The 23,923-nt window shown below is 71.6% G+C and carries 24 protein-coding genes, 1 tRNA gene and 1 riboswitch; of the genes, 7 read left to right on the plus strand and 18 right to left on the minus strand.

Features of this window, described 5'->3' with window-relative positions; all coding sequences use genetic code 11:
* Positions 1-51 precede the first annotated feature (51 nt).
* On the minus strand, positions 52-723 hold the full coding sequence (locus GKS42_RS24210; protein WP_154796157.1) for a PspA/IM30 family protein: 672 nt from the start codon (positions 721-723) through the stop codon (positions 52-54).
* A complete protein-coding gene (locus GKS42_RS24215) occupies positions 716-1,324 on the minus strand; it encodes a hypothetical protein (protein WP_154796158.1) in 609 nt (202 codons plus the stop codon). Before GKS42_RS24215 ends, GKS42_RS24210 begins: the two co-directional genes overlap by 8 nt.
* A gap of 176 nt (positions 1,325-1,500) precedes the next feature.
* Between GKS42_RS24215 and GKS42_RS24220 the strand changes: the two genes are divergently transcribed.
* Positions 1,501-1,917 carry a VOC family protein gene (locus tag GKS42_RS24220; RefSeq protein WP_154796159.1) on the plus strand — a complete coding sequence of 139 codons (417 nt, stop codon included), beginning with the start codon at positions 1,501-1,503 and terminating at the stop codon, positions 1,915-1,917.
* 24 nt (positions 1,918-1,941) lie between these two features.
* On the opposite strand, the gene GKS42_RS24225 is transcribed toward GKS42_RS24220, so the two are convergent.
* Together GKS42_RS24225 and GKS42_RS24230 are read right to left on the minus strand one after the other, a co-directional pair.
* Positions 1,942-2,622, minus strand: coding sequence for an ABC transporter ATP-binding protein (locus GKS42_RS24225; RefSeq protein ID WP_154796160.1), 681 nt, complete (start codon positions 2,620-2,622; stop codon positions 1,942-1,944).
* 60 nt (positions 2,623-2,682) lie between these two features.
* Positions 2,683-3,744: an ABC transporter permease gene (locus tag GKS42_RS24230; RefSeq protein ID WP_154796161.1), complete on the minus strand. Its 1,062-nt coding sequence runs from the start codon at positions 3,742-3,744 to the stop codon at positions 2,683-2,685.
* Between the two features lie 215 nt (positions 3,745-3,959).
* Between GKS42_RS24230 and GKS42_RS24235 the strand changes: the two genes are divergently transcribed.
* Both GKS42_RS24235 and GKS42_RS24240 read left to right on the plus strand, forming a co-directional pair.
* Positions 3,960-5,315 carry a sensor histidine kinase gene (locus GKS42_RS24235; RefSeq protein ID WP_154796162.1) on the plus strand — a complete coding sequence of 452 codons (1,356 nt, stop codon included), beginning with the start codon at positions 3,960-3,962 and terminating at the stop codon, positions 5,313-5,315.
* Positions 5,312-5,962 carry a LuxR C-terminal-related transcriptional regulator gene (locus tag GKS42_RS24240; RefSeq protein ID WP_154796163.1) on the plus strand — a complete coding sequence of 217 codons (651 nt, stop codon included), beginning with the start codon at positions 5,312-5,314 and terminating at the stop codon, positions 5,960-5,962. Before GKS42_RS24235 ends, GKS42_RS24240 begins: the two co-directional genes overlap by 4 nt.
* Here GKS42_RS24240 and GKS42_RS24245 read toward each other — a convergent pair whose 3' ends face one another.
* Both GKS42_RS24245 and GKS42_RS24250 read right to left on the minus strand, forming a co-directional pair.
* Positions 5,963-6,670, minus strand: coding sequence for a type III secretion system chaperone family protein (locus GKS42_RS24245; protein WP_154796164.1), 708 nt, complete (start codon positions 6,668-6,670; stop codon positions 5,963-5,965).
* 48 nt (positions 6,671-6,718) lie between these two features.
* Positions 6,719-7,417 carry a type III secretion system chaperone family protein gene (locus tag GKS42_RS24250; RefSeq protein WP_154796165.1) on the minus strand — a complete coding sequence of 233 codons (699 nt, stop codon included), beginning with the start codon at positions 7,415-7,417 and terminating at the stop codon, positions 6,719-6,721.
* Positions 7,418-7,600: 183 nt separating this feature from the next.
* On the opposite strand from GKS42_RS24250, the gene GKS42_RS24255 reads away from it, so the two are divergent.
* Entirely contained in the window at positions 7,601-8,719 is a 1,119-nt protein-coding gene (locus GKS42_RS24255) for a GNAT family N-acetyltransferase (protein WP_154796166.1), read from the plus strand.
* Between the two features lie 180 nt (positions 8,720-8,899).
* On the opposite strand, the gene GKS42_RS24260 is transcribed toward GKS42_RS24255, so the two are convergent.
* From GKS42_RS24260 to GKS42_RS24275, 4 genes are all read right to left on the minus strand, one after another.
* On the minus strand, positions 8,900-9,781 hold the full coding sequence (locus GKS42_RS24260) for a VOC family protein (protein ID WP_154796167.1): 882 nt from the start codon (positions 9,779-9,781) through the stop codon (positions 8,900-8,902).
* A gap of 259 nt (positions 9,782-10,040) precedes the next feature.
* Positions 10,041-11,039 (minus strand): ABC transporter ATP-binding protein, encoded by a 999-nt coding sequence (locus GKS42_RS24265; RefSeq protein ID WP_154796168.1) that lies wholly within the window; start codon positions 11,037-11,039, stop codon positions 10,041-10,043.
* Positions 11,039-12,781, minus strand: coding sequence for an ABC transporter permease (locus GKS42_RS24270; RefSeq protein ID WP_154796169.1), 1,743 nt, complete (start codon positions 12,779-12,781; stop codon positions 11,039-11,041). The genes GKS42_RS24265 and GKS42_RS24270 overlap by 1 nt, the downstream gene beginning before the upstream one ends.
* An 11-nt stretch (positions 12,782-12,792) precedes the next feature.
* Positions 12,793-13,911, minus strand: a complete 1,119-nt coding sequence (locus GKS42_RS24275; protein WP_154796170.1) for a thiamine ABC transporter substrate-binding protein — start codon at positions 13,909-13,911, stop codon at positions 12,793-12,795.
* Between the two features lie 56 nt (positions 13,912-13,967).
* Positions 13,968-14,071: riboswitch (TPP riboswitch) on the minus strand.
* Positions 14,072-14,185: 114 nt separating this feature from the next.
* Between GKS42_RS24275 and GKS42_RS24280 the strand changes: the two genes are divergently transcribed.
* Entirely contained in the window at positions 14,186-14,440 is a 255-nt protein-coding gene (locus tag GKS42_RS24280; protein ID WP_154796171.1) for a DUF4235 domain-containing protein, read from the plus strand.
* Between the two features lie 24 nt (positions 14,441-14,464).
* Here GKS42_RS24280 and mnhG read toward each other — a convergent pair whose 3' ends face one another.
* The 8 genes from mnhG to dcd all read right to left on the minus strand — a co-directional run bounded on the left by mnhG (position 14,465) and on the right by dcd (position 22,655).
* A complete protein-coding gene (gene mnhG, locus GKS42_RS24285) occupies positions 14,465-14,830 on the minus strand; it encodes a monovalent cation/H(+) antiporter subunit G (protein WP_232847828.1) in 366 nt (121 codons plus the stop codon).
* Positions 14,827-15,168, minus strand: coding sequence for an MrpF/PhaF family protein (locus GKS42_RS24290; protein ID WP_154796172.1), 342 nt, complete (start codon positions 15,166-15,168; stop codon positions 14,827-14,829). The genes mnhG and GKS42_RS24290 overlap by 4 nt, the downstream gene beginning before the upstream one ends.
* Positions 15,165-15,800 (minus strand): Na+/H+ antiporter subunit E, encoded by a 636-nt coding sequence (locus GKS42_RS24295; protein WP_154796173.1) that lies wholly within the window; start codon positions 15,798-15,800, stop codon positions 15,165-15,167. Before GKS42_RS24295 ends, GKS42_RS24290 begins: the two co-directional genes overlap by 4 nt.
* Positions 15,797-17,335 (minus strand): Na+/H+ antiporter subunit D, encoded by a 1,539-nt coding sequence (locus GKS42_RS24300; protein WP_154796174.1) that lies wholly within the window; start codon positions 17,333-17,335, stop codon positions 15,797-15,799. Before GKS42_RS24300 ends, GKS42_RS24295 begins: the two co-directional genes overlap by 4 nt.
* Entirely contained in the window at positions 17,332-17,844 is a 513-nt protein-coding gene (locus tag GKS42_RS24305) for a Na(+)/H(+) antiporter subunit C (RefSeq protein ID WP_163543902.1), read from the minus strand. Before GKS42_RS24305 ends, GKS42_RS24300 begins: the two co-directional genes overlap by 4 nt.
* 5 nt (positions 17,845-17,849) lie before the next feature.
* A complete protein-coding gene (locus GKS42_RS24310) occupies positions 17,850-20,828 on the minus strand; it encodes a Na+/H+ antiporter subunit A (RefSeq protein WP_154796176.1) in 2,979 nt (992 codons plus the stop codon).
* Between the two features lie 236 nt (positions 20,829-21,064).
* A complete protein-coding gene (locus tag GKS42_RS24315) occupies positions 21,065-22,069 on the minus strand; it encodes a hypothetical protein (protein WP_154796177.1) in 1,005 nt (334 codons plus the stop codon).
* Between the two features lie 4 nt (positions 22,070-22,073).
* Entirely contained in the window at positions 22,074-22,655 is a 582-nt protein-coding gene (gene dcd / locus GKS42_RS24320; RefSeq protein ID WP_154796178.1) for a dCTP deaminase, read from the minus strand.
* 82 nt (positions 22,656-22,737) lie between these two features.
* Here dcd and GKS42_RS24325 point away from each other — a divergent pair.
* Together GKS42_RS24325 and GKS42_RS24330 are read left to right on the plus strand one after the other, a co-directional pair.
* A tRNA-Gly gene (locus tag GKS42_RS24325) sits at positions 22,738-22,808 on the plus strand.
* Positions 22,809-23,077: 269 nt separating this feature from the next.
* Complete coding sequence (locus GKS42_RS24330; protein ID WP_210769263.1) at positions 23,078-23,905, plus strand: aldo/keto reductase; 828 nt, start codon at positions 23,078-23,080, stop codon at positions 23,903-23,905.
* The last annotated feature ends 18 nt before the right edge of the window (positions 23,906-23,923 follow it).

Below are 23,923 nucleotides of genomic sequence, written 5' to 3' on the forward strand. Positions count from 1 at the left end.
CGCCCGGCAGCGAGGCGGGTGGTCGCCGTTCACCGTCGCATGCGGCTGCCCTCAGCGCGGCGGCTGGTCGAGCCCCGTGATCAGCCGCTGGTTCGCGGCGATCGTGCGCTCCAGGTCCGCGAACGCGGCTCGCACCTGCGGGGAGTCCGGGTCGTCCCAGGCGATCTCGTCCCGGGCGGCCGCCTCGGCCTGGATACGGCGCATGTGGTCGCGGGCCTGCGCGGTCTGGTCCGCCTGAGGCCCGGCGGCGCCGAGCGCTGACTGGATGTTCAGGGCTGCGGTGGCGGCGTCCCGGTCGGCGCGCAGGTCGTGCAGTTGTGCGGTGGCGTGGTGCAGCTGCGACTCGAGCAGGTCCAGGCGCTGCTCGAGGTGGGTGACCTGGTCGTCCAGGGTCGCGAACCGCGTGCGCAGCGCGTCCCGGCGACGCTCGGCGTCGATCGCGTCGGTCAGGTGTCGCCTGCCGATCTCGTCCTGCCCGTCCGCGACGGCCCGGCGGGCCCGCTCGGTCGCGGCCCGCGCCTCGTCCTCGGCGCGTCCCGCCTGCAGTTCCGTGCGGCGGCGGCTCACGCTCAGGTCGACGAGCGAGCGCCGCGCGGTGGCGAGCAACGCCTGCTGCTCGGACAGGTGGGCCGCGAGCCGCTCGGCTGGGTCCCCCTTGGGGGTACCCGCGCGGCGCACCCGCACCAGGCGCACCAGCCGCGTACGGATCCTGCTCTCAGCCACGGCCACCGGTCCCCGGATCGGGCAGGGCGTCACGATCGGCGCGTCGGTCCCAGGTGCGCAGGGCCTCACCCTCGATCTGCAGCCGCTCGGCGGCGGCCCCCAACTCGGCAGCGGCGCTGTGGTTGCCCATCGCGGACTCCCGCACCGCGGTGGCGAGCCGCCGGTACTCACCGACCTCGCCCGAGATCCGTTCGGTGAGACGGGCCCGCAGCGCCGGGTCCGGCTCGCGCTCGACGAGTCTGAGCCGCTCGTCCAGGCCGGCGGCGACCGTCTCCAGGTGCTCGGCGATCGCGGGCAGCTCCCCGACCGGGCGACCCTGCGCGCCGGCGGCCGTGAGCGCCCGGGTGGTCGCCTCCCGCTCCCGCGCGATCGCCAACTGAAGGCGTGCGCCCTGGCGACCTGCGCCGTCGGACACCACGCTGCGAGCGCCGAGCAGGCCGCGGTCCACCCCGCGACGCAGCGCCTTCGAGCGGCGCACCCGGCGAACCACCAGCCAGAACGCGGTCCCCACGGCCGCGACGCCCACGGCGGCGGTGCCCGCGAGCACCGCGAGGGTCGTCACCACGAATTCGGTGGCAGCGGTGATCGTCTCGGCGGGCATCTGCTCTCACCTCGATCTCGGCCGCTGGGGTGGGGATTCCACTCTACGACGCCGCGGCGGGCCACCCGAAGGCGATTCGTTTCCAACCACGTCCGACCCGCGCCGAGAAGCGGCCAGGATCTGACCTGTTCGGCTCCTAACGTTGTCCTCATCAGCCACCGATGAAGGAGCAGCACATGTTGCGCGGACTCACCACGATCACCTACCTCGCCGACGACGTCGCGGCGGCGGCCCGCTGGTACGCGGAACTGCTCGGGACCGCGCCCTACTTCACCCGCCCCGAGACCGGCGACCCGGCCTACGTCGAGTTCCGGATCGGCGACTACAGCCACGAGCTCGGAATCATGTCCGCCGCATACTCCCCACACCCGCACGGCGAGCCCGCCGGCGCCACCGCGTACTGGGCCGTGGATGACCTCGACGCCGCCGTGGCCCGGGCCCTCGCACTCGGTGCCACGGCCCACGAACCGATCACGACCCGCGGCGACGGCTTCGTGACGGCCTCCGTGGTCGACCCGTTCGGCAACATCCTCGGGCTCATGTTCAACCAGCACTACCTGGACGTGCTCGCCCAGCGCGACCGGACCGACTGACCCCGCCTCGGCGCGAGTGCACCATCAGGCCGGGGCGAGCGCGTGGGCGCGGCCGTCGATGATCTCGACCACCCGGTCGGCGTGGGCGAGGTGGTCCCGGTCGTGGGTCACCATCACGGTGGCCAGGCCGCGTTCGGTCGTGAGCCGGCGCAGCAGGTCAAGGATCGCCGCGCCCCGCTCGGAGTCCAGGGCGCTCGTGGGCTCGTCGACGAGCAGCACGGATGGTTCGTTCATCAGCCCGCGCGCGATCGTGACGCGCTGGCGCTGGCCGCCGGAGAGCTGGTGTGGGCGGCGGCCGGCCTGGGCGGCGAGCCCGACGGCGTCCAGTAGTTCCAGCGCCCGCTCGCCTGCCGCCGTGGGTGACTCACCGGCGAGGTGGGTCATCACCGTGAGCTGCTCGAGCGCGGTGAGGGAGGCGAGCAGGTTCGCGGACTGGAACACGATCCCGATCCGGTCCCGGCGCACCCGGGTGCGCTGCTTCCGATTCAGGCCGACCAGGTCGGTGCCGTCGAGCAGCACCTGCCCGGAGTCGGGGGTGATCAGCGTGGCGGCGACGGCGAGCAGGCTGGACTTGCCGGACCCGGACGGGCCGACGACGGCGGTGAGCTCGCCAGGTTCGGCGTGCAGGGTGACGTGGTCGAGCGCGGTGAGGCGGCCGTCGCCGTCGGGGTAGGTGAGGGTGACGTCGTTGAGGTGCATGGTCATGACAGGTGCTCCGGTTCCGGTGGGTTGGCGATGGTGGTGATGGGGCGGGTGCGCCGCTGCCTACCTGGCGGCGCCGAGGGCGGTGAGGGGATCCACGGTCGCGATCCGGCGCAGCGAGGCGGCCGCCCCGACGAGGCCGAGCACCACCAGCAGCGCCGCGGGCAGCAGGACCGTGGCCGGATCCAGCACGAACGGCACCGCGGTGGCGGCGAGCGCGCCGAGTCCCGCGGCGAGGGCCGCGCCGAGGCCGGTCCCGAACAGCAGCAGGACGAACGCCTGCCCGACGGCGTCGCGCACCAGGTACCCGGTGGAGGCGCCGACCGCCTTGAGGATCGCGATCTCGGGGCTGCGCTGCACGGTCCAGACCGTGAAGAACGCGCCGATCACGAGCGCCGAGATGGCGAGCAGCAGGCCGCGCATGAGCTGCAGGGACCCGTTCTCCGAGGAGTAGGAGCCGATCGCGTTCAGGGAGTCGGCCACGGTGACGGTCTCGGTGCCGAGGGCGGCGTCGGCGGCGGCGAGGTCGGCGGTGCCGGCCCTGATCGCGAGCACGGTCGCGGCGTCCGGTGCGGTCCCGGTCATCGGCCGGTCCGCGTCCGAGATCCAGGCGACGGGCGCGTGGGAGTAGGAGTCCCGCCCGGCGACGGCCGCCACCTCGAGGTCGACGCCGCCCACGGTGACGGTGTCCCCGGCGACCACACCGAGGTCCTCTGCGGCCTGCTCGGCGAGCACCACCTCGCCGCTGCGCACGGCGACGGGCGGCAGCGTGGAGGCGTCGGCGACGGCGAAGAACGCCACGCCCGTGGTGCGCGCGCCGGACTCGGCGCGGGTCATGCCGAGCGTGAGCGGTTCGACCGCGTCCACGCCGGCCACGTCCGCCCAGTCCGCCTGGGTCTGCGCGGGGATCGCGGAGTCGGAGAACGAGATGTCCTGGTCCGCCGCCGGTGCGGCGAACACCAGGTGATCGGCGTCCAGGTCCGCGACGGCCGAGATGTTCTCGCGGCCGAGACCGGCGGTCAGCCCGGACAACAGCACGACGAGCAGGGTGATGAGGGTGACGACGGCGCCCATCAGGGCGAATCGTCCCTTCGCGAACTTCAGGTCCCTGAGGGCTACGAACACGGGGAATCTCCAAGGTATGGCTGGGTGGTGGCGAGCGGCCACGGGTGATCCGGCACGGCCGGTGCCGCCTCGTCGGCGACCTCACTCAGCGTCTCTCCCGGGCCGGGTGCGCCACATCGCTCGCCGGATGGCTTCCCGGACGGCGAAGGTCGGAGCGAGCGATCCAACGTTCGATGGATGCCGGACGAACCCATGCTCCGTACGCTGGGACGGTCATGACGACCGCTCACCGCACCCCCGGGCCCGCCAGCGGCGCGGCGACCCCCGTGCCGTGGCTGCTCCAGCTGTGCCTGCACCTGCTCGTCGCGGTGCTGCTGATCCTCGCCGCCGTGCGGGCGTTCAACTCCGACGGCGGAGCACCTGTCGCGGTGATGGTCGTCGCCATCGTGGTGGGCCTGGTGTACGCGGCCGGTCCGCTGACGTCCGCCGTGCAGCCGGGCACCAGGGCCGCCGGCCTCTGGCTCGGTGCGCTGCTCGTGACCTGGCTGGTGCTGCTGTGGCTCACCCCGGATGCGATCTGGCTGGCGTTCGCGTGGTTCTTCCTGCTGTTGCACCTGCTGTCCTGGCGCACCGGGCTGGTCATGGTGGCGCTGACGGCCGTCGCCGCGGTGGCCGGGTTCGCCTGGCACCAGCCGGCGTTCACTCCGGCGATGGCGATCGGCCCGTTCCTCGGTGCGGCGGTCGCGGTGGCCACCGTGTGGGGGTTCCAGCAGCTGAGCACCGAGTCCGAGCGGCGCCGGGCCCTGATCGCCGAACTCCTGCAGACGCGCGCCGAACTCGCCGCCGCCGAGCGGGAGCAGGGTGTCCTCGCCGAGCGCGAGCGCCTGGCGCGGGAGATCCACGACACCCTGGCCCAGGGCCTGTCCAGCATCCAGTTGCTGCTGCTCGCGTCCGGGCGGCGTCTCGCCGATCACCCCGAGCTGGCGGACGTGGCCGCGCATGTGGAGCAGGCCCGCAGCACCGCCCAGGAGAACCTCGGTGAGGCCCGGCGCCTGGTCGCGGCGCTCGCCCCGGCGGACCTGCAGGGCGGCTCGCTGATCGGGGCGCTGCGCCGGCTGTGCGCCACCACCACCGAGCGCGCCGGACTCCCGGTGGCGTTCCGCCTGGAGGGTGGCCCGGTCGCACTGCCGACACCGGTCGAGGTGGCACTGTTGCGGATCGCGCAGTCCGCCCTGGCCAACACCACCCGGCACGCCGGGGCGACCCGCGCCGCCGTGACGCTGACCGTGATGGACCAGCAGGTCGCCCTCGACGTCGTGGACGACGGCGTCGGTTTCGATGCCGCGGCCCTCACCTCGCCGGGTGCGGACCGCCCGACGCCGGGTCCCGACGGAGGGTTCGGCCTGGCCTCGATGCGTTCGCGGGCCGTCGAGCTCGGTGGCACCCTGACGGTGGAGTCCACCCCGGGGCACGGCACCGCCCTGGCCGTGACGTTCCCGATCGGGACGGAGCGGACCGACCCGGCCACCGCCGTCGGGCCAGAGGACCTACCGACCACCACCGAACCCGCCAACCCGGCCATCGCCGTCGCGCCCGGTGCCGACCACCCGATCGAACGGCCACGCTCGTGATCTCGATCCTGCTCGCGGACGACCATCCCGTGGTGCGCGCCGGCCTCAAGGCCGTCCTGGAGACCGAGCCGGACCTACGCGTGGTGGCGCAGGCGGGCACGGCCGACGAGGCGGTGCGCGCCGCCGTGGATCTCACGTCGTCCGAACCGTCCGGGCTGGACGTCGTGCTGATGGACCTGCAGTTCGGCAACGTGACGACCGAGATGGCCGGGGTCGCAGCCACCGCGCGGATCGCGGCGCTGCCCCGGGCACCCCGGGTCCTCATCCTGACCACCTATGACACCGACGCGGACATCCTTGCGGCCGTCGAGGCGGGGGCGTCGGGGTACCTGCTCAAGGACGCCCCGCCCGAGGAGCTGCTCGCGGCCGTGCGGGCGGCGGCAGCGGGGCAGTCGGCACTCGCGCCGGCCGTCGCACTCCGGTTGATGGACCGGATGCGGGCTCCGGACCGGTCGCTGTCGCGGCGGGAGACCGAGGTCCTCACCCTGGTGGCCGCCGGTCGCTCGAACCAGCAGATCGCCCGGGAGCTGTTCATCTCCGAGGCGACGGTGAAGTCCCACCTGGTGCACATCTTCACCAAGCTCGGTGTGGACTCGCGGACCGCGGCGACCGCGGCGGCGCGCAGCCTGGGGCTGATCAGGCGGTGATCACTGCGCCAACGGGTCGTACCCGACGTTCAGCCACAGGTGCCGTGGGATCTGCTCGATGAACCCGTAGAGCAGGTTGAGATAGGGGTCGGTGTTCTCGGACCGCTGCGCGCCGTAGCTCCAGAGGATGAGGTCGCGACCCTCGATCGTGATGTTCCGGCCGACGGCGTCCGGCTGCAGCAGTCGATGCATCATCCGGGGATGGATCAGGTCGAACGGGAACTGGCCCGGCGGGCCCTGGATCCGCCAGACCTCGTTGAAGGCCGCGGACTCGAACTCGATGTCCTGACCGCCGAAGAACTTCGCGATCGAGGTGCCCGCGCCGTCCGGGCTCAGTTGGATCCAAGGCAGGGGCACCGGCAGCTGCAGGGCGACCACGTGGTGGGTGTGCGTGGTGCTGCTCTTGCCGTTGCTGGTGACGTAGGTGTACGTGAAACTCAGTGCCTGCCGGCCGTGGAAGTCGCCGGTGAAGACCTCCGAGGCGCGTCGGGATCCTCCTCGCCCGAACGGCGGGCTCTGCCACCGTCGCTCCAGGCCGTCCACCCGCGGCGTGTACTGCCAGCCGCGAGCCGCGGCCCACTGGCGGTTCGCGGCATGGCGCCGCTTGTTCGCGCGGTGCACCAGCACAACGACGAGGACGATCAGCGCCATCGGAACCACGAAGACCAGCGAGACGATCCCGCCGGCGAAGATCGCCCCTAGATCCATGCGCTGTCTCCCCTGCCTCTGGTCGTGATGATCGTGTTTCCGGGCCGGTCAGCCGGCGAGCGGATCGTGCCCCACGTTGAGCCACAGGTGCCGTGGGACCCGTTCGACGATGCCGTACAGCAGGTTCAGGTAGGAGTCGATGTACTCGATCCGCTGCCTGCCGTTCGCCCACAGATAGATGTCCTGGCCCTCGACGGTGATCGCCTTGCCGACGGCGTCCCCCTCGAGCAGTCGCTCCATCATCCGGGGGTGGATCAGGTCGTAGGCGAACCGGGAGGAGGCGGTCTTCACCCGCCACGCGTCGTTGAAGGCCGCGGACTCGAACTCGATGTCCTGGCCGCCGAAGAACTTCGCGATCGCCGCGCCGGCCCCTTCCGGGGTCAGCTGTACCCAGGGCAGCTCCGCCGGCAGATGCAGCGACACCACGTGGAAGGGGTGGGTGCTCCTGCTCTTCCCGCTGCCTGTCGTGTAGGTGTAGTTGAAGCTGAGGGCCTGCTCGCCCTGGAATACCCCGGTGAGCACCTCACTCGCGCGTCGGGAGCTGCCCTGCCGGAACGGCGGGCTCTGCCACCTGTTCACGAGGGCGGGGACGGTCGCGGTGTAGGACCAGCCGCGTCCGGCGGCCCAGGCCCGCAGCGCCTCCTGGCGCTTCTTGTTCGCACGCCAGCCGAAGATGGCCACGACCGCGAAGATCACGACGAAGACGATCCAGAACCCGCCCTGGAAGAAGCCTGAGTCCCCTGACATCCGGATCCCTCCTGTTCGCGGTCGTCGGCCGGTGCCGACAAACGTCCAGCAGCGTAACAACGAAAGTTCCGTCGGCCGGCGCGCGAACCGGGGCAGAACTCCCCAGCGGCCGCGTCCCGCCGGCCACCGGTGGAGCACGTAAATGTCTGGCGCACCGGGCGGGAGGAGGTTCACCCTCAAGTCATGGACACCATCGCCACCACGTTCCGGATCAGCGAGGCACCGACGCCCGCTCGTTCCGACGAGACCCCCGACTGGCGGGTTCGCGGCGCCGTCGCCGTGAGCGCCGCAGGTGTGCTCGAGATCCTGGGCAACACCGACCTGGCCGACACGGCCGAGACCATCACCGCCTCGCGCGCCAACCAGAAGACCGCCGAGAAGCACCTGCTCGTCGGCCTCGACGCAGATGCCCCCGACGGCGACCCCGACTCCGTCCTCGGCGTCGCGTGGGTGTACCTGCCGCTGAAGGACAACACCCACATGGCCTTCATCGAGGTCGAGGTCCTCGCCAGGGCGCGTCGGCACGGCCTCGGCGCCCAGCTCTGGGATGCCGCCGTGGTGATCGCGCGCGGTGCGGGACGCACCAAGGCCATGGCCGACGCGGGCATCACCACCGAGCCCGACGCCGATTCCCCGGATGCGCTGGTCCCGCCGACCGGAACCGGCCGCTTCGACAGCACCACCCCCGGCGCCCGGTTCGCACTGTCCCGCGGCTTCACGCTGGAGCAGGTGGAGCGCCACTCGCAGGTGCAGCTGCCGGTGGATCCCGAGACCCTGGTGCGGTACCGGCGGGAGTCGCAGGCGAAGGCGGGGTCGGATTACGACCTGGTCACCTGGCAGGGGCCGGTGCCGCCGGAGTGGGTCGAGCAGTACTGCGTGCTGCAGACCCGGATGAGCACCGACGCACCGTCCGCCGGTCTCGACCTGCAGGAGGAGGTGTGGGACGCCGAGCGGGTCGCCAACCTCGACCAGACGCGTGCGGCGATGGGCAAGATGACCTACGCCACGGCCGCCCGGCACATCCCCACCGGCACCCTCGCCGGCTACACCGAGATCGACACGGCACCCGGCAAGCCGGACGTGCTCTACCAGGAGAACACCCTGGTACTGGCCGAGCACCGCGGCAAGCGGCTGGGCATGTTGGTCAAGGCCGCGAACCTCGAGGTGATCGCCCGCGAGGTGCCGGACGCCCGCCGGGTGCACACCTGGAACGCCGAGGAGAACAACTACATGCTCGACATCAACGTGGCCCTCGGCTTCCGCCAGGCCAGCGTCTGGGCCGCCTGGCAGCTCACCCTCTGAGCCGCCCCGCCCGGCTCGGCCCGCCCGGATCCGCACCAGACACGCCTCCCCGGCACCCGCTGACGTAGCACCCGCCACGTCGAAATCGGACGGTCACGATGTTCGATCTCGACGTGGCGGGTGCTATGTCGACGGACGGGCCGGGCTCCTCGCGGGAATCGCCAGCCGGCGGCCCGGCCGTCACACCGCGGCCGGGCGTACCTCGACGAGGGTCTTCCACGGGTCGTCGAACCTGAGCACGGCGCCATCGTGGCGGCGGTCGATGCCCTGCGCGGCGAGGCGGGCGGCGAGCGCGTCCAGGTCGTCGGCGGTCGGCACCTCGATGCTGACCTGGCCGAGGCCGAGCGAGGCGGCGCGCGGGCCGGCGCCGGCGCTGTTCCAGGTGTTCATGCCGATGTGGTGGTGGTAGCCGCCGGCGGACACGAACAGTGCCTGGGCGCCGTACCGGGCCATCACGTCGAAGCCGAGGACGCCGACGTAGAACTGCTCCGCCACCTCGATGTCGCCCACCTGCAGGTGCACGTGGCCGATGTTGGCGACGGCGAGCTCCGGCTTGGTCAGCGCCTGGTCGGTGAGGTGGGTGCGCAGGTAGGAGTTCGGGTCGAGCGGCAGGGTGGCCATCTGCACGCCACCTCCGGTGGTGCGCGTCCACGCCTCACGCGGGCGGTCCCAGTACAGCTCGACGCCGTTGCCCTCGGGGTCGTCGAAGTAGAACGCCTCGGAGACGAGGTGGTCGGAGGATCCCGTGAAGCTGCGCGGAGCGAACCGGGCGGTGCTGTTCACGGAGCCGGCGAGCCCGGCCTGGGTGTCGAACAGGATGGCGGTGTGGAACAGGCCCGCGTCACGACGGTTGAACTCGGGCAGGTCCTTCTCCTGGCGCAGGTGCATGATCGGCGTGGTGCCGCGGCCGAGAATGGCGCTCGGGCCCTCGTGCGTGATCACGTCGAGGCCGACGCCGGTCGAGTAATAGGCGATCATCGCGTCCAGGTCGCGGACCATGAGGTCGACGACGCCCATGGCGGTGTCCTGCGCGAGCTGATCGTGGTGGGCGATCGTGGTCATGTCTCCGGCTCCTTTAGTTGAGTCTTCAAGTATCTTACTCCGGAGAACGTCGGAGCGCCACAGGTATTCCCGTGAGCCCCGCCACGACCGGTACGCCGAGCACGGCCACGTGCGGACCGGCACGACGCCCACCTAGTCACTTGACCGTCGATCCAGTCCTGAAGAACCGGCTACCTCGACGCCTAGGTGACTGCCTCGACGAGGTCACCACCGACAGCGCCGGCGCCGGCTGACCGGGAACCGCTGGGAGGCGCCGCGCTCAGAGCTCGACGATGCCGGCCGGGTCCAGTCGAAGCCGCACCAGGTCGCCGGTGCCGATCGCGGCGATGCCCGCGGCGACGGCGCGCTGCTCGCCCCAGTCCGGCAGGTCCACCGTCACGGTGGTGCGCCCGCGCGAGAACCCGACGGCGGTGACTCGCCCGGTCAGGCGACCGTCGCCGGCCGAGCCGGACGCTTCCACGGAAGCGCCCGCGCCATCCGCCATCCCGACCACCTCGAGCGCCTGCGGCCCGAGCCCGAGCCGTCCGCCACCGCGGGCCGGCACCACCCGGTACCCGAGGAACGCGGCGACGTCGGCGTCCGCGGGTTCGGCCCACAACTCGGCGGGACTGCCCACCTGGACGAGTTCCCCGGCCCGCATGACCGCGACCCGGTCCGCGACGGTGAACGCCTCGTCGTGGTCGTGCGTGACGTACAGGGACGTCGTCCCGGCGCGGCGGAGGATGTCGTGCAGGTCGCTGGCGAGGCGCTCGCGCAGCGACCGGTCCAGCGCCGAGAGCGGCTCGTCCAGGAGCAGCAGCCGCGGGCGGGGCGCGAGCGAGCGAGCCAGCGCGACCCGCTGCTGCTCGCCACCGGACAGCGTCGCCACCGGGCGCCGCTGGTACCCCGCGAGGCCGACGAGCTCCAACAGCTCGTCCACCCGGTCCCGGCGCTCGGCGGCAGGGATCCGGGCCATCTCGAGCCCGTAGGCGACGTTGCCGGCGACGTCCCGGTGCGCGAACAGCTGCCCGTCCTGGAACATCAGCCCGAACCCGCGCCGGTGCACCGGGACGTCGCGCAGGTCGGCTCCGTCCCACGCGACCCGGCCGGCGGTGAGCGGCTCGAGCCCGGCGACGGCACGCAGCAGCGAGGACTTGCCACACCCGGACGGTCCGAGCAGGGCGACCACCTCACCGACCGCCACGTCGAGATCCACGCCGGCGACCGCCGTCGTACCGGCGTAGCTGACCACGGCCCCGGCGACGCTCAGACCACTCATCAGAACTCCCCCGTCCCTTCGCGGCGCAACCGTTCGGCCACGCCCATGATGGTCGCGGTGAGCACGGCCAGCACCACGGACGCGGCGAGCGCCATGCCGTAGTTCTCCGGGCCCGGCCGCCCGATCAGCCGGAAGATCACCACGGGCAGGGTGGGCCGGTCCGGGCGGGACAGGAACGACGTGGCCCCGAACTCACCGAGGGAGACGGCGAACGCGAACCCGATGGCAAGCCCGAGGGAGCGGATCAGGAACGGTCCGTCCACGGTGAGCAGGACCCGCCACGGCGCCGCACCGAGCACCCCGGCGGCCTCGCGCAGGTGCGGGTCGATGGCGCGCAGCACCGGCAGCACGGTCCGCACCACGAGCGGGATGGCCACCACGGCCTGCGCGATCGGGATCAGGACCGCCGAGCTGCGCAGGTCCAGCGGTGGGTGGTTCAGTGTGATCAGGAACCCGAACCCGACCGTCACGGCCGAGACGCCGAGCGGCAGCATGAACACGGCGTCGAGCCACCACACCGCGCGCCGCCCGAGCGGGTTGCGGGGCCGGCGCGAGACCACGAGCGCCACGAGCGTGCCCATCACCACGGCGAGCACGGTGGCGTCGACGGCGATCCGCAGCGAGTTCGCCGCGGCCTCCCAGACCGTGACGGTCAGCGCGTTGTCCCCACCGGCGGTCCCGAGCGCCGTGTAGTTGCCAAGGCTCCACCCGTCCGGGGTGCGCAGGGAGCGCACGAGCAGGTTCCCGAGCGGGAGTGCGAGCAGCACGATGACGACGGCGCAGGTCACCACCGTGGGAAGGAGGTCACCCCCGGGGCGGCCCCGGTTCCACAGGCGCAGCCGCTGCGCGGTCTGCTCGTCGGCGGGCCGGCCCTGCAGGTCGAGCGCACGTTCGCGGCGCGCGCGGGCACGCGAGAACAGGGCGAGGGACACCCCGACCACCACGAGCTGGACCACGGACAGCACGGCGGCGGTGCGCAGGTCCAGGAACTGCGTGGTCTGGATCCAGATCTCGGTCTCGATGGTGCCGTACCGGGTGCCGCCGAGGACCATGACCACCCCGAACGCGGTGGCGCAGAACAGGAACACCACGGACGCGGCAGAGACGATGGCCGGTGTCAGCGCGGGCAGGGTCACCGTCAGGAACGCCCGCCACGGTGGGGCGCCGAGGGCGCGGGCGGCCTGCTCGGTGCGCGGGTCGAGGCGCTCCCACAGACCGCCGACGGTGCGCACCACCACCGTGTAGTTGAAGAACACGAGCGCCAGGACGATCGCGGTGAACGTGCCGTCCAGGTGCAGGAAGCCGAGCGGACCGCCCTCGGTGAGCAGGGACCGGAACGCGACGCCGACCACCACCGTCGGCAGCACGAACGGCACCGTCACGAACGCCCGCACCAGCGCCCGGCCGCGGAACGTGCGCCGGTACAGCAGGTACGCGCCGGGCAGCCCGAGCAGCACCGCGAGCGCGGTGCCGAGCAGGGCCTGGACCAGGGTGAGCCGGATGATCCGCCAGGTCCTGGGGCGGGCGAAGACCTCCGCGAACCCGGAGAGGTCGAGGGCGCCGTCGGTGGTGAAGCCGCGCGCGACCAGCGTCGCGACCGGCCACGCGAAGAACACGGCGAGGAACGCGAGCGGGATCGCGCCCGCCACCACCCAGGCGACGGCGCTGCGCCGTCGGGCCATGCCGGCCCGGCCCCGGGTGCGCACCACCGTGTTCCCCGTGTCCTTCACGCGGCCGGACATCGACGCGATCCTCAGCCGATCACCGTGTCGGTCCAGGTCTGGATCCAGGCATCCCGGTTCGCGGCGATGTCCTCGGGTGCGACCTCGAACGGCTCGGGCGCGAGCGGTGCGAACGTGGTCCAGGACTCGGGCAGCTCGACGCGGTCGTCCACCGGGTAGACGTACATCTGGCCGGGAATGTCGGCCTGCACCGCCTCCGTGAGCAGGAAGTCGATGAACGCCCTTGCCCCCTCGGGGTTCTCGGCCCCGGCGAGCACCCCGGCGTACTCGACCTGCCGGAAGCAGGTGTCCAGGAGCGCCCCGGTGGGGGCGGAGTCCGCACCCTCGGCCACCTCGAACGCCGGCGACGTCGAGTAGGAGAGCACGATCGGGTAGGCGCCGGCGCCGGTGGACCCGGAGAAGTCCACCGAGTATGCGTCCGACCAGCCCTGCACCACCTTGAGGCCGTTCGCGGACAGGTCCGCCCAGTAGTCGACCCAGCCGTCCTCGCCGAACGCGCCGACGGTGGCGAGCAGGAACGCGAGCCCGGGCGAGGAGGTGGCCGGGTTGGGCACCACGGTCAGGCCCCGGTACTCGGGGGCGAGCAGGTCCTCGAGCGTGGCCGGTTCGGCGATGCCGTGCTCGGTGAACCAGGTGTGGTCCACGTTCAGGCACACGTCGCCTACGTCGATCGGGGTGAGCGAGCCGGCGTCGTCGGCGAGGTACTGCTCGGCGCTGCCGGGTAGGTCCGCGGGTGTGTACGGCTCGAACACCTCGGCGTCGATCGCCCTGCTCGCGAAGGAGTTGTCGACGCCGAACGCGACGTCGCCGAGCGGGGAGTCCTTGGTGAGGATCAGCTGGTTCACGAGGGCGCCGCCGTCGCCGGGGGCGCTGAACTCGAGGGTGTAGCCGGAGTCGGCCTCAAACGCCGTGATCAGGTCCTCGGAGAGGCTGAACGAGTCGTGGGTGACGACCCGCACGACACCGCCGCCGTCGGCGCTCGGGTCGGCTCCGCCGTCGTCCCCGCCGCCGCCGGCGAGCGAACATCCGGCGAGCGCGATCGCGGCGAGGGCGGTCAGCCCCGTCGCGGCGCGACGGCGCCTCACCGTCGCGGGCCGCGGGCCGCGGGATCTACGTGCATGGTGGAACATGTGCGTCCTCCTCAACTGGAATTGAGAAGGGGTCCAAGCGGTGCGTGAACACCACATGGGAGAGGAACTCGACTCCCTTCGCCGGTGCTAGCCGGAGCAGGTTCGAGGGTCTGCGGCGGACCGCACTCTCAGCGCCGGTGGCGCTCCCCTGTCGTTATGGCCCAACGGTACACCGCGCCCGGGTCACCGGTGCCCGGGCGCCGACTCACCGGGCGGAAGCCGGTCCGCGCCGGATAGGGTGACCAGAGCCGATCCGCAATCACCAGGAGTGCTCATGAACGCCCAGAAGATCGTGACCACCGTCGCCGCCATCGCTGCCGGGTTCGCGGCCAACAAGCTCATCTCCCTGGTGTGGAAGGGCGTCACCGGGCACGAGCCACCGACCGGTGACGCGGACGACGGCGAGATCAGCCTCGGCGAGCTGGTCGTGTTCGCGGCGGTCAGCGGCGCCATCGTCGCGTTCGCGCGCACGTTCGCCACCCGGACCGCAGGCAAGTGGATGGCACGCGGGGACATCGAGAAGGCCTGAGCCCCTGCGCTGTGCGGCCCGCTCTCAGCGGTCCGCGTCCTCCCGGGCGGCCCGCAGGTCGTCGGTGAGCTCGTCGACCACGAGCAGGTCGGAGCGCACCTTGCCGGTGCGGTAGCCGGCCCGGCCCACCATGTGCGCCGACACCGGCGCGGTGATCAGCTGGAACAGCACCACGAGGGTGAGCTTCCAGGTCACCTGTGAGGTGCCGAGCGCCAGGGCAAGGCCGGTCATCATGAGCACCAGGCCGAGCACCTGGGGCTTGGTCGCGGCGTGCATCCGGGCGAGCAGGTCGGGGAACCGGGTCACGCCGATGGCGGCGATCAGGGTGAGCAGGCTGCCCAGGACCAGGAACACCGAGGAGGCGACCATGGCAATGTCCGACCAGTTCACGACTCCTCCTCCAGCTCGGCCCGCACCTTGGCATCGGCCTCGGCGATCTCCTCGGGGGTGAGGATGTGCCGCTCCGCTTCGGGCTCCGCGGCCGCGAATCGGGCCAGCGTCACCGACCCGACGAACCCGACGAGCGCGAGCACCATGAGGACGGGCACCAGGTCCACCCGGCCGGACCAGGCGGACAGGATCGTCAGGCAGCCGATGATCGCGGCCACCATGACGTCGATCGCGACGATGCGGTCGAGCATGCTCGGCCCACGCTCGACCCGGCTCATGGCAAGGATGGCCGCCGCCGTCAGCAGCACCCCGCACGTGATCAGCACACCCACGCTCATCGGGTCACCGTCCCTTCACCATCGGTCGGGCGGGCATGGTCGACGGCGGGGGTTGCGTTCGGCCCGTCGCCGCGGCCACGCTTCCACGGCCGGGGCGGCAGGCCCGCCGCGGCGATGTCGGCGTCCGTCGCGAGCGCGTAGAGCACGCGCCGCTCCTGGGCGAGGACGTCGGCCTTCGCCTTCTCGACCCCGCCCGCGGCCGGCACGTCCAGGACGTGCACGTACAGGGTGCCGGAGAGCCGGTGGGCCTCCACGATGATGGAGCCGGGCACGAGCGAACACAGCACCGCGGTCAGGGTCAGGAACAGGTCGGAATGCCCACGCAGCGGCACCCGGATCACGGCGCCGTGCGGGTCGTGACCGAATCGCAGGGCCTGCCGGGCCACCTGCACCGAGGCCAGCACGACGTCGACCGCGAACTTCCCGAGCAGGATCGTGGTGCCGATGACGGAGACCCGGCCCTCGAAGCCGATCCGGGGCATCGGCATGACCGTCATGACGAACAGCCCGATGACCGCACCGGCAAGCACGTTCGCCAGGCTCAGCTCGCCCCAGAACAGCACCCAGAGGATCGTCAGCCACAGCACCATCGGGAGCTTCTCGAGCCACTTGCGTGGTCCGCCCGCCCTCATCCGTCGTCACCCCCGGCCGCGTCGGAGTCACCTTCGCCCCGGTCACCACGGACCAGAACCGAGTCGATGTAGGGGGTCTGCGCCTGCAGGTCCCGGGCCGCGGCGTCGGTGTAGCTGTACAGCGGGCCTCCGATCACGGCGAACAGCACACCGAGGGTGGCCAGGACGGCGGCGGGCCCGAACATCGAGCGGGGCGTGGTGCCCTCGGGGAGTTCCTCGGGGGCCTCCTGCCAGAACGCCTTGTTCCAGGCCTTGACCACCGCGTACAGGGTCAGCAGGGAGGTGAGCAGACCACCGGCGACCGTCGCCAGGGCCAGCGGCGTCCCGAGTTCCAGACCGGCCTGGAGCAGGCCGACCTTGCCGAGGAAGCCTGACATCGGCGGGATGCCGGCCAGGTTCATGGCGGGCACGAAGAACAGGATCGCGAGCGCCGGAGCGAGTTTGCCCAGGCTGCCGAGTTTCTCCAGCGAGGTGCTGCCGCCGCGCCGCTCGATCAGGCCCGCGACCAGGAACAGGGCGGTCTGCACGGTGATGTGGTGGGCGACGTAGAAGATGGCCGAGGACAGCCCGGTCTGGTTCGCCAGTGAGATCCCGAAGATCATGTAGCCGATGTGACTGACCAGGGTGAAGGACAACAGACGTTTGATGTCGTCCTGGGCCACTGCGCCGATGATGCCGACGAGCATGGTCAGCAGGGCAGCCCACATCAGCACCATGTCCAGGGCGCCGTCGGTGAACAGCAGGGTCTGCATTCGGATGATCGCGTACACACCGACCTTGGTCAGCAACCCGGCGAAGACCGCCGTGACCGGTGCCGGCGCCGTCGGGTAGGAGTCCGGCAGCCAGGCCGAGAGCGGGAACACCGCCGCCTTGATCGCGAAGCCCATCAGCAGCATCACCTGCAGGACCAGTCGCACCCCGGGGTCGATGTCGAGCAGCCGCTCGGACAGCTGGGCGAGGTTCAGGGTCCCGGTGGCCGCGTAGATCATCGCGATGGAGATGAGGAACAGGACCGAGGACAGCAGCGAGACGATCACGTAGATCGACCCGGCCCGGATCCGTTCGCCGGTGCCGCCGAGGGTCAGCAGCACGAACGAGGCCGCGAGCAGGATCTCGAAGCCGACGTAGAGGTTGAACAGGTCCCCGGACAGGAACGCGTTGGCGACCCCGGCGGCGAGGACGAGATACGTCGGGTGGTAGATGGCGACCGGGGCGCCCTCGTTGCCGTCGGCGACGCCCTGCGCGAGCGAGTACAGGAGCACGCAGAGCAGCACGATGGCCGAGACGAGCAGCATCAGGACGGACAGCCGGTCTCCGACGAGCGCGATCCCGACCGGGGCCGACCAGCCGCCGACGTTGACCACCTGCGGACCCTGGGTGTGGGTGACGAAGATGAGGCCGACGGCCACGGCGAGGACGAGGCTGAGGGCGGCCACGGAGATCGCGCCCTGCACCCGGGGCCGGCGGGACATGGCCAGGGCCAGGCCCGCGGCGATCAGCGGGATCACCACGGGCAGCGGAACGAGCCAGTTCATGATCGTCGTCCCGTCACGTCGTCGTCCTCGGCGCCCAGCTGTGGCCCGTGGCCGGTGATCAGGGGGACCTCCTCGGTCTCGTCGCGCGCCTCGGCGGCCTCGATGGCCAGGTTGGTGCCGACGTCGTCGGCCCGCTTGTCCACCGCGCCCCGCTCGGCGCGGCGCGCGATCCGGCGGTCCTCGAGGTCGTCCTGCACCTCGTCGTGGCCGTGCAGCTGCCAGCTCCGGTAGGCCATCGCGAGCACGAACGCGGTCAGGCCGAGGTTGATGACGATCGCGGTGAGGACCATGGCCTGCGGCAACGGGTCGGCCATGTCCTCGGCGGGGCCGCTGCCCACCAGCGGCGGCCCACCGGCAGCTCCCCCGGCGATCAGCATCAGCACGTTCACGCCGTTGCTGATCAGGGTGACCCCGATGATCACGCGGGACAGGCTGCGTTCGAGGAGCAGGTACACACCGGTGCCGACCAGCACCCCGACCACGATCGCGAGCGTGACGTTGGGCGTCATGTCGATCACGGTGCACCTCCTCCGGCAAGAGCATCCTCGAGCGGCTGGGCGTCGTCGGCAGTGGAGCGCGGGGAGTCGTGTGCGACGTCCGGCACCGCCCGGCCCTCCGCCTCGCCCTGGCGGTCCACCTCGGCGCCGAGCGAGCGCAGGATGTCCAGCATCAGGCCGACGACGACGAGGAACACGCCGATGTCGAAGAACAGCGTGGTGACCAGGTGCACGTCTCCGAGGTAGCCGAGGGGGATGTCGATCACGACGGACTGCAGCACGACGCCACCGAAGGCGAGCGGCACCGCCCCGGCGCCGGCGGACAGGAACAGGCCGCTGCCCAGGAGCAGACCGGGTAGCACCGGAGCGGCTTCGCCGAGCTCGTACCGGCCGCCGGCCAGGTACCGCACCGTGAGTGCGATGCCGGCCACCAGGCCGGCCACGAACCCGCCGCCGGGGGAGTTGTGCCCGGCGAACAGCAGGTAGACGGCGAACACGAGCATGGTGTGGAAGATCAGCCGGGTGGCGACCTCGAAGATCACCGACCGGCGGTGCGGTGCAAGCGCAACACCGGCGCTGATCCAGCGCCGGTTCCGGGTGCTGCGCAACGGGATCGTGCGGCCCTGCCGCACCAGCGCGTCGTCGCCCGGGGAGTCGCTGGCCCACACCGAGCCGCGGTCCATGTCATGGTCACGGATCCGCTCGACCCGGCCCGCGCGGGCCCTCAGGAAGACCAGGGAGGCCACTCCGGTCGCCGCCACCAGCAGCACGGAGATCTCGCCCATCGTGTCCCAGGCGCGGATGTCCACGAGGGTGACGTTGACGATGTTCCTGCCGTAGCCGTAGTTGTAGGCCTCCTCGGGGAACAGCTCGGCGATGGTGTCGGTGACCCGCGCGTTCGGGATCACCAGCGCCACGAACGTGACGGTCAGCCCGACCATGATCGCCAGGATGGCGCGCCACCACCGGCTCGCCTTCAGCGGCCGGTTCGAGTAGTAGGCCGGCAGCCGGCGCAGCACCAGGATGAACACCACCAGGGTGATGGTCTCCACGAGCGCCTGCGTCAGGGCGAGGTCCGGTGCGCCGTGCAGCGCGAACAGCAGGACCACGCCGTAACCGGTGATGCCGAGCAGCACCACGGCCTTCAGCCGGCGGCGGGCCCGGGCGGTCAGGAACGCCGCCACCGCGATCACGACGGCGACGCCTGCCTGGACCGGGTAGTCCCAGGGCTTCACCGCGCCGATGCGCAGGCCCCCGGCGTAGGCGGACGTCCAGATCATCACGACGGTGGTGAGCAGGATCAGGGCCAGGTACACGGGCAGCGAACCACGCTGGGTGATGGACGTCACGGCGACGGACATGCTGTCCAGCCGGCGCATCGTGCCCCGGTAGGTCCGGTCCGCGTCCGGTCCGACCGAGACCACGTCCTGGACCCGCTCGACGCCCCGACGAGCCAGCATCAGGAGCACCCCGCCGACGATGATCACACCGGTCAGCAGCAGTGGGATCCCGAAGCCGGCCCAGAGGGTCAGGTGCCCGGGTTCGCCCCGGGGGTAGGTGTCCGCGTAGGGCGCGAGCAGGGTCTCCCCGGCCACCGGGAACAGGCCGGCGACGAGGCCGGCGAAGGCGAGCACGTTGGGCGCGATGTAGAGGCCGGTCGCCTCCTTGTCCACCGGGGTGTCCTCGACGCCCTTCTTCCGGGCGAACGCGCCCCAGAGGAAGCGCATCCCGTAGGCGAACGTGAGGATGGACCCGATCACGACGATCACGAGCAGTGCGAACGTCATCGGATCGTCGCTGTGGACGAGCGCCTCGAGGGCCGCCTCCTTGCCGACGTACCCGGCGAAGGGTGGCAACCCCACCATCGAGAACGTGGCGAGCACGCCGGGCACGGTGGCCCACGGCAGGTGCTTGGCGAGCCCGGAGAGCTGGCGCAGATCACGGGTGCCGGCGGCGGCGTCGATGACGCCGACGGTCAGGAACAGCGCCGCCTTGAACATGGCGTGCGCCCCGATGAGGGCGAGCCCGGCGAGCGCGATGGCCCGATCGGCCTGCCCGACCAGGAGGATCAGGAAGCCGAGCTGGCTGACGGTGCCGAACGCGAGCAGCAGCTTCAGGTCGTGCTGCCGCAGCGCGCGGTAGCCGCCGAGGATCATCGTCGCGCCACCGGTGAGCAGGATCATCCACTGCCAGACCGGCACCTCGGCGAATCCCGGGGCGAACCTGGCCACCAGGTACACACCGGCCTTCACCATCGCGGCGGCGTGCAGGTAGGCGCTCACGGGTGTGGGCGCGGCCATCGCACCCGGGAGCCAGAAGTGGAACGGCACGAGCGCCGACTTGCTGATCGCACCCACCAGGACCATCACGATCCCGGCGGTCACCAGGGCGCTGCCATCCAGCGGCGGGTTCGCGATCAGCTCCGAGATCACGTAGGAGCCGCCCTCGGCCTCACCGAGGATGAGGAAGCCGAACAGCATCGCGAGGCCACCGAGGGTGGTCACGATGATCGCCTGCATCGCTGCGCGGCGAGCGCCCTTGCGGTCGAAGTAGTGCCCGATCAGCAGGTAGGAGAACACCGTGGTGAGCTCCCAGAACACGTACAGCACGAGCGTGTTGTCCGTGGTGACGAGCCCGAGCATGGCCCCGGCGAACGCGACGAACACGCCGGCGAACCGGCCCAGGAGCTTCGCCCCGGACGCGAAGTACCAGGCGCAGTAGCCGAGCACGATCGCGCCGACACCGCCGACGAGGATCACCATCAGCCAGGACAGGACGTCCAGCCGGAACGCCAGCGACATGTCCAGCGCCGGGATCCACGAGGCATCCAGCGTCGGACCCCGCCCGTCCAGCACGGCCCCCGTGTTGGCCACCGCCCACACCGCCGCCGACCCGGGCACCAACGCCAGCGGCAGGAACCCCTTGCGACCGAACCGCCGCATGATGGCAGGCGCAGCCACGGCGGCGAGAAGGTGCAAAGCGAGTAGCTGCAGCACGTCCGCTCCTGATCAGTGGGCGTGGTCAGATTGTCAGGTCGAGCAAGGGGTCGCGGCGACGGGTCGCCTCTGGTGAACCGATGTGTGTTTAGGTGAGGACAAAGAAGGTACGGCCACGCACGCCGCCTCTGATTCGAGCGGCGTGATGGTGGGTGGGGACGGTTCGGATACTACCAAGGCGATGGACCCGTTCCGCGCGGCGTCCACGATCTGGGGAGCGCCCGGACCTGCTCGGCTCACGGGTCGACGAGGAACCCGTCGTCGTCGGTGGTCTCGCCGCCGATGGCGTCCAGCAGGGCACGCGCGGCACCTTCCACGAGCGCCGTGGCGCGCTCCCGGGCCGCCAGGGCGGGGGCGTCGAGCGGCGCGGAGTGGTGGGCCTCCGGCTCCGCCGGGAACCACCGCAGGTCGTAGCGGATCACTCCGGAGCGAGCCCAGTCCAGGCCCTCCAGCACGAGCGGCACGGACACCTCCGCCTCCACCTCGACGGCGATCGTGCCGCCGTCGGGCAGTGCGTGGACGGCGCCGTAGGCCTCGGTGGCGGGCTCGGCCGCGAGCGCGTGCGCGTCGAACGCGTCCGCCTCGGCGTGGATCCAGGCCCGCTCGCCCTCGTCCAGGTCCTCGGTGCCGGCGGGCGCGGGCGGCGTGGGTCGGGTCGGCGGCGCCGCGGCGGGCCGCGCGCCCGGGTCCGGGTCCGAGTCCGGGGCGAGATGAAGCGCCACTCCGGGCAGCGCCGGGGCGAGCACGTGAACCAGCGCGTCGGGGTGCAGCCACACCTCGGAGTGCACGGCCAGGTCCACGCCGGGTTCGGGGGTGATCAGGGCGCCGGTCCCGGCAACCCGCACCGCTCCCCCGAGCCGGCGCGCGGCCGCCTGCGCGAACTCGACGACCGCGAGCTCGTGCCCCTCGGGCGGCCCGTCCGCGAACGCGTCAAGGATCCCGCCGAGACCACGCAGGCCCTCGGGCACCGGGTCGCCCCGCTGGGCGGGGACCGTGATCGCGTAGGCCTGGGTGATCTCGGGACCGACTCCGAGGGCGGCCGGGTCCGGCACGGCCCAGGGGCCCTCGACGGCGGCCTGCGGCGTGAGCGCGAGGACGGTCGCGTTCACGCGGCCGGCCTCGGGGAAGCGGCTCAGCACGAGGGCCTCGACCTCGTCGTCGGTGACGTCCGCGCCGAGCAGCAACAGGTGCTTCGACCGGGCGAGGCCGGCGTCGAGAACTCGGGCTCCGCCGTCGGGCATCGTGCTACTGCCCCACGTCGGTGCGGTGGAAGTTCAGGTGCGAACGGGACGCCGTCGGGCCCCGTTGGCCCTGGTAGCGCGAGCCCTGGGCACCGGACCCGTACGGATGCTCGGCCGGGCTGGACAGCCGGAAGTAGCACATCTGGCCGATCTTCATGCCGGGCCAGAGCAGGATCGGCAGGGTCGCCACGTTGGAGAGCTCGAGGGTGACGTGGCCGGAGAACCCGGGGTCGATGAACCCCGCGGTGGAGTGCGTGAGCAGCCCGAGCCGGCCGAGGCTGGACTTGCCCTCGAGGCGGGCCGCGACGTCGTCGGGCAGGCTGATCAGCTCGTACGTGGAGCCGAGCACGAACTCACCGGGGTGCAGCACGAACGGGTCGCCGGCCGCGGCTTCGACCATCCGGGTGAGCTCGGGCTGGTCCTGGGCGGGGTCGATGACCGGGTACTTGTGATTGTCGAACAGCCGGAAGTAGCGGTCCAGGCGGACGTCGACGCTTGAGGGTTGGATCATCGACTCGTCGAACGGTTCCAGGCCGATCCGCCCGGTGGTCAGTTCGGCGCGGATGTCACGATCGGAGAGCAGCACGCGCCCACGGTAGCGCGCCGGGGTGAAGCCCGACCCCAGCACCGGGTATGCTGGGCCGCGCGTTCGGGTCAGCCGGACGCATGCGGGTGTAGTTCAGTGGTAGAACTTCAGCTTCCCAAGCTGATAGCGCGAGTTCGATTCTCGTCACCCGCTCGCAAGGAGATGGCCGCCCGACGAAGTCGAGGCGGCCTTTCTCATGCGAGCGCGGTGCCGAGGATCGGGAGGAGGAGCGCCCGGCGGGGCACGAGCCGGTCGTCATCCCGCCCTCCCCGCGCTCGGTTCGCGGCCCGCTCAGATCCGGCATCGCTGGCCTTGACCTCAATGACGGTTGAGGATCTAGGGTCCGGGTCATGACACCTGTTGACGCGAGAACCAGCCCGTCCATGGACGGGAATGCCTTCGGGCGTCAGGGATTCGGTGCGATGAGGTTGCGCGAGGACACGGCCGCCGATCCTGATCGGGACCCGGTGGCCGTGGTCCATGCCGCGCTTGACGCCGGCGTCACGATGGTGGACACCGCCGACGCCTACCAGAATGAGGAACTGATCGGCCGGACGATTCGAGGCCGTCGTGGTGAGGTGCTGCTGGCCAGCAAGTTCGGGCTGGTCTGGGGCGCCGGCATCGCCGGCAGCTTCGAGGTGCGTGCCGACCCGGCTTACGTACAGCAGGCATGCGAGGCCAGCCTGCGACGGCTCGACGTCGAGGTGATCGACCTCTACTACCTGCACCATCGCAGCGACACGATCCCGATCGAGGACACCGTCGGGGCCATGTCCGATCTGGTCACCCAGGGAAAGATCCGCGCCCTCGGCCTGTCCAACGTGACGGCCGAAGACCTGCGCCGCGCGCACGCGGTCCACCCGATCGCGGCTCTCCAGGAGCAATGGTCGGTGCTGCAGCGCGACGTCGAGACGCAGTTGGTGCCGGCCGCGGCCGACCTCGGGACCGTTGTCGTGGCGCACTCCCCGAACGGTCACGGTCTCATGCACCAGGTGCAGCGCACGGCCGACGAGCAGCTCCCGAGCGACCTGCGTGCCGCACTGGAGGAGGTCGCCGGTGCGCACGACGCCACCCCTGGCCAGGTCGCCCTGGCCTGGGTGCATCACCGGCAGCGAGTACACGACGTACCGGTCATCCCGCTTCCAGGAACGACGAGAGTCAGCCACCTACGTGCCAACGTCGCTGCGGCCGACCTGGACCTGTCCGACGACGAGCTGCGACGGCTCGACCCGACGCAAGCGGCGTCGTGATCTGAGGGACGTATCGCG

It is taken from the genome of Occultella kanbiaonis (assembly GCF_009708215.1).
GTDB lineage: Bacteria > Actinomycetota > Actinomycetes > Actinomycetales > Beutenbergiaceae > Occultella > Occultella kanbiaonis.